We start from the raw sequence: 8,003 nt of genomic DNA on the forward strand, positions 1-8,003 counted from the left end.
CTTTGTCTGCTTTCTTCCTGATTATACTCTCCCCGTAGTAACAAAAGAGGGATGAAATATCGTTCCCCTGCCTCCACCTATCATTATTTACACATCCCCTGCGGAAGTGGAAATTTCCTAAAAGCGTTAATCTAAGATTCCGTTGCTAGATAAAATCTGGTTCACAAGAAATCCCAGGGGAAGATTGTGGGCTAGCGCTGGGAGAGATTTATGTCCTTTGTACCTTTACATATTCATAGTGATTACAGCCTGCTGGATGGGGCTAGTCAGCTACCTGAGTTGATTGATCAAGCGATCGCCTTGGGTATGAAAGCGATCGCTGTTACCGATCACGGTGTCATGTATGGTGCGATCGAACTACTGAAAATTTGCCGCAGTAAAAATATTAAGCCCATCATTGGCAACGAAATGTATATCCTTAACGGCGATCTGGCAAAACAAGAACGTGGTCGCCCTAAATATCATCAAGTTGTTTTAGCTAAAAATACTAAAGGTTACAAAAATTTAGTCAAATTAACTACAATCTCTCACCTCCAAGGTGTACAAGGTAAAGGTATTTTTTCTCGCCCTTGTATTAATAAAGATTTGCTCAAGGAGTATCATGAGGGCTTAATTGTCACCAGTGCTTGTTTAGGTGGAGAAATTCCCCAAGCAATTCTTAGCAACAGACCAGATGCAGCGCGGAAAGTTGCCAAGTGGTATAAAGACGTTTTTGGTGATGACTTTTATTTAGAAATTCAAGACCACGGCTCACAAGAAGACCGTATTGTCAATGTAGAAATTATTAAAATTGCCCGTGAGTTAGAGATTAAATTTGTTGCTACCAATGATTCCCATTACATTTCTTGCTTTGATGTAGAAGCACACGACGCATTGCTATGTATTCAAACTGGCAAGCTAATTAGTGAAGATAAGCGAATGCGGTATAGCGGTACAGAATATCTCAAATCTGGTGAAGAGATGAAGTTGCTATTCCGCGACCACTTAACCGATGATGTAATTGCAGAAGCGATCGCCACTACAGAAGAAGTCGCTGATAAAATCGAGCCTTACCATATTATGGGTGAGCCTCGTATTCCTAACTACCCAATTCCTTCAGGTCATACTGCTGATACTTATGTCGAAGAAGTTGCATGGCAAGGACTATTAGACAAACTCAATCGTAAATCCCGCAACGAAGTCGAGCCAGTCTACAGAGAAAGGCTAGAATATGAACTCAAAATGTTGCAACAAATGGGATTCTCCAGCTACTTTTTAGTAGTGTGGGACTATATCAAATTTGCCAGAGATAATAATATCCCTGTGGGGCCTGGTCGGGGTTCGGCGGCTGGTTCCCTAGTTGCATACACGATGGGAATTACCAACATTGATCCGGTACATCATGGGTTACTCTTCGAGCGATTTTTGAACCCAGAACGTAAATCAATGCCTGATATCGATACAGATTTCTGTATTGAACAACGGGATAAAGTAATTGAATATGTAACAGATAAATATGGGAAAGAAAGAGTCGCCCAAATCATTACTTTTAACCGTCTAACTTCCAAAGCAGTTTTAAAAGATGTCGCCAGAGTGTTAAACATTCCCTATGGGGAAGCCGACAAAATGGCGAAATTAATTCCTGTAGTCCGGGGTAAACCCACCAAACTGAAGGTGATGGTTTCTGACACTACCCCAGAACCAGAGTTTAAAGAAAAATATGATAATGACCCCAGAGTCCGCCATTGGTTAGATATGGCGATGCGAATCGAAGGGACTAACAAAACCTTTGGTGTCCACGCCGCCGGTGTAGTCATTTCTGCTGATCCATTAGATGAAATTGTCCCACTGCAAAAAAATAATGATGGGTCTGTAATTACTCAATATTTCATGGAAGACCTGGAATCAATGGGTTTGTTAAAAATGGACTTCTTAGGCTTAAAAAACCTGACGATGATTCAAAAAACCATTGATTTAATTGAAGAAAAACATGGCTTTAGAATCGACCCTTACGAAATCACTAGTCAAGAACGCAAGGCACAAAAAATATTAGCAAAAGGTGAATATAAAACTCTGCCAAAAGATGTCCAAAAAACCTATGAGTTGTTGGAATCGGGTGAATTAGAAGGCATATTTCAATTAGAATCCTCAGGGATGAAACAGATAGTACGAGATCTGAAGCCTTCTAATATTGAAGATATTTCTTCTATCTTGGCACTTTACCGACCAGGCCCTTTAGATGCTGGATTAATTCCTAAGTTTATTAACCGTAAACACGGGCGAGAAAATATCGATTACGAAAGCCAAGTTTTAGAACCAATCTTAAATGAAACCTATGGCATCATGGTCTATCAAGAGCAAATCATGAAAATTGCTCAAGACATGGCTGGTTATACCTTAGGACAAGCCGACTTGCTGCGTCGTGCGATGGGTAAAAAGAAAGTTTCGGAGATGCAGAAGCAGCAAGAAAAATTTATCGATGGTTCAACTAAAAATGGCGTGAAGAAGCAAGTAGCTGAAAAGCTATTTGAGGATATGTTGAAATTCGCCGAATATTGCTTAAGTTACGATACAGAAGTTTTAACAGTTGAATATGGATTTGTACCTATTGGTGAGATTGTAGAGAAAGGTATTGAGTGTAGTGTATTTAGCATTGATAGTAATGGTATTGTTTACACCCAACCCATTGCTCAATGGCATCATCGAGGTACACAAGAAGTATTTGAATATTGCTTAGAAGATGGCTCAATTATCAGGGCAACAAAAGACCATAAATTCATGACTCAAGATGGCAAGATGTTGCCGATTGATGAAATATTTGAACAAGAGTTAGATTTGTTGCAAGTGAAGGTTTTACCGGAGTAATACCAATTTGAAAAAAAAATGCAACAAATAAACCATTTGTAGAGACGCGATTCATCGCGTCTTCTTCACCCGAAGATGTGTTGCAATCATTAATTGAATTGGTATAATTTATTTATGATGTGTTCAGATACCCGACGTTTTTAAAAAGTCGGGTATCTATCATCTAAGATAATGCACTGAAAACTACCACCAAATACGATTTCCGTTTTCATCTACCCTAGCTTGACGAATTACATCAGAAATTTCTTCAGCATCCTTGACGTGATGTAATGCTTTTTGTTCACCATTAGGTTCGTCAACAATAAAATAGGTAGGTACTTTAATATGATCGCCTGTGATATCTGGTGCATCTACAGCCACCTGTTGGGCTTTCTCTTCGATTGATTGGGGTTCGTCGGCAATTCTGTCACCAGGGTTTGCTGTTAAGTTTCTTTCTTTCGCAGTTGGTTCTTCACGGGAATGCCAATCTTTACTTACTGGTTGTTTAATTTCTTTTGGTTGATTATTTTGATTTTTTAGATTTTCGTTAGTCATGGCTATTTCAGCAATTAAAATCTTATATGTCCACTAACATAGTCTAAAAAATCAAATGTTAATTGAGTTCCTTCCCTAGTGATACTTTTCTATTTTGGTAAAAATTACATATCTAAGGATATATCTTAGCTTATACATTTAGATGTAACCTCAGACTTGAGAAAGACAAGCCAACAAATATTCATTTCTTTAGTAAGGTGGGTATTGCCCACCAAAACCATGAGCCGGTGGGCAATGCCCACCCTAAAGATACTGAAAATTTTCTACGCAAGCGCAGGCTACGCCAACAGAAATCCAATCGGATTACTATATATATTTAGATGTAATCTTAGACTTGAGAAAGAGAAGAAAAAAATATTCATTTCTTTAGTTCAAAAGGCGTATATTTTCCACCCAAGGCTTCTACAATAGCGCGTGTATTTGCCTCCATCATTTTGATATAGGAATCACCATTACTTCCTTTAGCACCAATGGAATCAGAGTAGAGTTGATTTGGTGCTAGTTTTATCCCTGCTTCTTCGGCAACAGTTCTAATTAAAGTGGGATTAATTGTAGTTTCGGCAAAAATTGCAGGTACACCGATCTTTTTAATCGAGTCTACCAATCTTTTAACTGTTTGGGCGCTTGGCTGTTCTTCGGTGCTAATGCCAATTAAAGTCCCAGCGATCGCCAGACCGTAAGCTCGTCCATAATATTGGAAAGCATCGTGGGTTGTTATTAGTTTGCGCTTATCAGGCGGAATTGTCTGTATCTGCTGATTAACCCAGCTATGCAACTGTTTTAATTCATTTGTAAGCTGTGATGCCCTCTGAGTATATTTTTCTCTATCTTCAGGGGATAACTCAATTAAACCATCTCGAATAGCATTAACCATAGCCGCAGCATTTTCTGCACTCCCCCAAACGTGAGGATCTGGCACTACCTCACCTTTACCTTTATCTAACTGCAATGGTTTGACAGCTTCTCCTACTGCTAACTTTCTGGCTTTACTACCAGCAGCATTCATTAACTTAATCAACCCTGGTTCTAGGTTATAGCCGTTATACAAAATCAAATCAGCTTTTTCTAAAACTCTGCTGTCGGCTGGTACTGGTTCGTAAACATGAGGATCTGTCCCTGGCTTAAGTATTCCAGTTAATTGAATTTCTTCTCCCCCAACTTCCTGTGCTAAATCAGCAATGATGGTACTAGTTGCTACTACTTGCGGCTTACCATCTACACCCGCAGGAGTACGGCTAGAGTTGACTGAGGCGCATCCACCTATCAAAAGTCCCAAAAATACGCCTAATACAGATTGCCAGCAAAATCTGGCTTTTGAGTGAGTGATTGCATTCATCAGACTGTTATAGTTATTTTCATATTTTTCTCATTTTTTAAGTTACATTATTTTCATAATCTTTTCATTTTTTACGTCTCGGAAATGACACCATGCAAATTGCGAACTTTTCCTTAGCAACTAATTCCATGCGGGAACCAGTGGATACATCAACAGCAACAGCAACAATTAATATCTCCCATCTAGGGGTACACTACCGTACACAAGAAGCCTTGCGGGATGTTAACTGTATTGTCAAACCGGGACGAATAACAGGAATATTTGGCCCTAACGGTGCAGGTAAAAGCACTCTGATGAAAGCAATGTTAGGCTTGGTTCCCGTTAGCAGTGGTAAGGTATTATACCAAGAAAAACTCCTGATGCAGCAATTGGGGAAAGTTGCTTATGTTCCCCAACGTAGCCAAATTGACTGGACTTATCCCGCCGTAGTTTGGGATGTGGTGATGATGGGACGGGTAAAGAAAACAGGTTGGTTACGTAGTTTCTCGGCGGTGAGTCGCCAAGTTGCCAAAAATGCCTTAGAACGAGTGGGAATGTTGGATTATTGCGATCGCCCCATAGGACAATTATCAGGGGGACAACAACAACGGGTATTTTTAGCGAGGGCTTTAGCACAACAAGCAGACATATTCTGTTTTGATGAACCCTTGGTAGGTATCGATCAAAAAACCCAAACAGTTATTTTTGAGGTTTTCCATGAACTAGCTGCGGCTAACAAAATTGTGTTGGTAGTTAACCACGACTTAGGCGAATCTATCAGCCATTTCGATGATTTAGTATTACTCAACCGTGAATTAATCGCCACAGGTTCCCGCCAACAAGTACTTACAGAAGACAACCTGCACCAAGCTTACGGTGGTAAAGTCATCTACTTCTCTGATGCAGCTTGAACAGGGATTGGGGTTTAGGGGTTTAGGGGTGTGGGGGTATAAAGTCTCAACAGAAAATCTGGGTGCATAAGTTCCATAACTAATACGATGCACAACAACTAACAACTGACTATTGACAATGGACTAATGACTAAATATCTATGTTAGAAGCTTTAATTGAGCCGTTGCAATATGGCTTTATGCAGCGATCGCTTGTGATTGCTATTTTAGTAGGTTTGTTGTGTGCGGTTGTAGGTAGTTACTTGATGGTGCAAAGATTGGCGCTGTTAGGTGATGCTATCAGTCACTCGGTTTTGCCAGGACTAGCGATCGCCTTCATGGTGGGCGCTAACATATTTGTGGGCGCATTTATTGCTGGGGTTTTGAGTACGATAGCGATCGCTTGGATTAGGACGCGATCGCCCATCAAAGAAGATGCTGCAATGGGTATAGTATTCTCAGCATTCTTTGCCTTGGGTATTACCTTGATTACCGTTGTTCAAAAAGATAATAAAATCGACCTCAATCACTTTTTATTTGGTAATATCCTTGGCGTGACTGTTGATGAGGTGCGTGATACCGCCATTATCGCCGCTATAGTTTTAACGGTCGTAATTTTATTATATAAAGAACTATTATTTTACACCTTTGATCCTTTAGGCGCTCAAGCCGCAGGCTTACCAGTAAATCGCTTAAACTTTGGTTTAATGCTACTGATTGCCTTAACAATTGTCGCCAGCATGAAAGCAGTAGGAGTAATCTTGGTACTATCATTGTTAATTACCCCAGGAGCAACTGCTTATTTATTAGTGAAACGTTTGCACCAAGTCATGATTTTAGGTGCAGGGATAGGCGTTTTTTCCAGTATTAGCGGTATGTATCTGAGCTACTTTTATAATTTACCCTCCGGCCCGGCGATCGTTCTAGTAGTTTCAGGACTATTCCTATTAGCATTACTATTCAGTCCCAAACACGGAATCCTAATACCAAACTCATATCAAAAATAAACTAAGTAGGTCGGCGTAAATAAATATTGTTGGGATAAGGCAGGGGGCAGGGGGCAGGGAGCAGGGGGAGAAAGAGTTTGAGCCTTATTTACTTTTATTTACATAGTTTGGTTTTATTGCATCGACTTACTTACCAATTACCAATTACCAATTCTCTCCACCTTCTCACACTTGCCTGCAACTCCCCTGACAACCAACCATCAAACTGCGGATACACAGGCAAACGTGGCATCAAATCCCAACCGGCAGGCTGTAAGATTTCTCTCAATTCCTCCGCCTGAAGATGAGGATAATCAGGGTTCACTTCATCTTTCGGCCCAATTCCCCCTAAATCTCTCGCACCCGCTTCTATACAAGCCAGTAACCATCGCTCATCTTTAACTAAATTTGGCGGAATTTGAATTGTAATATCTGACGGTAAAATCTGGCGTGCTTTGGCAATCACTTCTGGTAACTGATGGGGATTAAAAGCTGGCGCGTTAAATGTCTGCTGGTTTCCTGGGCTGTGGGGTTGTAAAATAACTTCCTGAATGTGATGGTAATGCTGATGTAACTTCGATATGGCTTCTAGTGTCTCCCAGCAATCATCATTAGTTTCCCCAATCCCCAAAAGTAACCCTGTTGTAAAAGGAATTTGTAACTCTCCCGCCCACTCTAATTGTTGTAACCTTAATTCCGGTAACTTACTTGGTGCATAGCGATGGACTGTTTCTAACAATTTTGGTGTTAATTGTTCCAGCATTAAACCCATTGAAACATTAACGGTTTTTAATTTCTGCATCTCTGCGAAACTCAAAGGCCCAGCATTGGTATGTGGGAGAAAACCCAATGTTAACGCTAGTTTACATAAATCATAGATTCTCTGGAACCATGCCTGACGCTGTGGTGAGTGGGGGTGTACTTCTCCACTAAGGATAAGAATTTCACAGACTTGCTCATTTTGTAGCCGTTTGAAGATATCTTCTGCTGCTGATAGGGTCATCCACGAACTTTCCCCTGGGTCGGTGCGAAAGTTGCAGTAGGTACAGCGATTGAAACACTCATAAGTAGGAACAATCGTATATGCAGGACTATAAGTGGCAATACCTCCGGTCGGCTTTCCTATGGAATGCTGTGTGGACACTAAAGCACAGGTAGATTTGGCAACTGTCATAAAACAGATTTTCCTGAAGAAATGTAACTACTGTTCGAGCCGGATTCAGCGAAACTCATTTTTATCTACACCCAAAATCATTGTAAATACTGGTTTTCAGCGTTAGTGACCAAGTTTTGTAAAGTTTTTTCCTCAAAACACTTTACAAAACGAAATAATTACTGTTAATGTATGTAACAGGTGGAAACGCCTAAAACATACATAAAACCAACGTAATCATAAAGACATGACCGCAACCTTACAACAGCGCAAAAGCGCCA

Annotated in this window: 6 protein-coding genes; 3 read left to right on the forward strand and 3 right to left on the reverse strand. The window is 40.4% G+C overall.

Annotated elements, in window-relative coordinates:
• Positions 1-210: 210 nt before the first annotated feature.
• Entirely contained in the window at positions 211-2,844 is a 2,634-nt protein-coding gene (locus tag ACM5QX_RS28860) for a DNA polymerase III subunit alpha (RefSeq protein ID WP_414756650.1), read from the forward strand.
• Positions 2,845-3,027: 183 nt separating this feature from the next.
• Here the strand turns inward: ACM5QX_RS28860 and ACM5QX_RS28865 are convergent, their stop codons facing one another.
• Both ACM5QX_RS28865 and ACM5QX_RS28870 read right to left on the reverse strand, forming a co-directional pair.
• A complete protein-coding gene (locus tag ACM5QX_RS28865; protein ID WP_414756651.1) occupies positions 3,028-3,378 on the reverse strand; it encodes a hypothetical protein in 351 nt (116 codons plus the stop codon).
• Between the two features lie 358 nt (positions 3,379-3,736).
• Positions 3,737-4,714 (reverse strand): metal ABC transporter substrate-binding protein, encoded by a 978-nt coding sequence (locus ACM5QX_RS28870; RefSeq protein WP_414756652.1) that lies wholly within the window; start codon positions 4,712-4,714, stop codon positions 3,737-3,739.
• Between the two features lie 92 nt (positions 4,715-4,806).
• On the opposite strand from ACM5QX_RS28870, the gene ACM5QX_RS28875 reads away from it, so the two are divergent.
• A complete protein-coding gene (locus ACM5QX_RS28875; protein ID WP_414756653.1) occupies positions 4,807-5,604 on the forward strand; it encodes a metal ABC transporter ATP-binding protein in 798 nt (265 codons plus the stop codon).
• 140 nt (positions 5,605-5,744) lie between these two features.
• Positions 5,745-6,590: a metal ABC transporter permease gene (locus ACM5QX_RS28880; RefSeq protein WP_011318414.1), complete on the forward strand. Its 846-nt coding sequence runs from the start codon at positions 5,745-5,747 to the stop codon at positions 6,588-6,590.
• A 130-nt stretch (positions 6,591-6,720) separates the two neighbouring features.
• Here the strand turns inward: ACM5QX_RS28880 and cofG are convergent, their stop codons facing one another.
• Positions 6,721-7,743, reverse strand: coding sequence for a 7,8-didemethyl-8-hydroxy-5-deazariboflavin synthase subunit CofG (gene cofG / locus ACM5QX_RS28885; protein WP_414756654.1), 1,023 nt, complete (start codon positions 7,741-7,743; stop codon positions 6,721-6,723).
• Positions 7,744-8,003 lie beyond the last annotated feature (260 nt).

Origin of the sequence: Anabaena sp. CCY 9910 (assembly GCF_963920875.1) — a bacterium.
In the GTDB taxonomy this organism is placed as follows: domain Bacteria; phylum Cyanobacteriota; class Cyanobacteriia; order Cyanobacteriales; family Nostocaceae; genus Trichormus; species Trichormus variabilis.

Bases quoted from the DNA above. Each gene is read 5' to 3' on its own strand.
- ACM5QX_RS28860 (WP_414756650.1), top strand. From the start codon at position 211: ATGTCCTTTGTACCTTTACATATTCATAGTGATTACAGCCTGCTGGAT.
- ACM5QX_RS28865 (WP_414756651.1), bottom strand. From the start codon at position 3,378: ATGACTAACGAAAATCTAAAAAATCAAAATAATCAACCAAAAGAAATT.
- ACM5QX_RS28870 (WP_414756652.1), bottom strand. From the start codon at position 4,714: ATGAATGCAATCACTCACTCAAAAGCCAGATTTTGCTGGCAATCTGTA.
- ACM5QX_RS28875 (WP_414756653.1), top strand. From the start codon at position 4,807: ATGCAAATTGCGAACTTTTCCTTAGCAACTAATTCCATGCGGGAACCA.
- ACM5QX_RS28880 (WP_011318414.1), top strand. From the start codon at position 5,745: ATGTTAGAAGCTTTAATTGAGCCGTTGCAATATGGCTTTATGCAGCGA.
- cofG (WP_414756654.1), bottom strand. From the start codon at position 7,743: ATGACAGTTGCCAAATCTACCTGTGCTTTAGTGTCCACACAGCATTCC.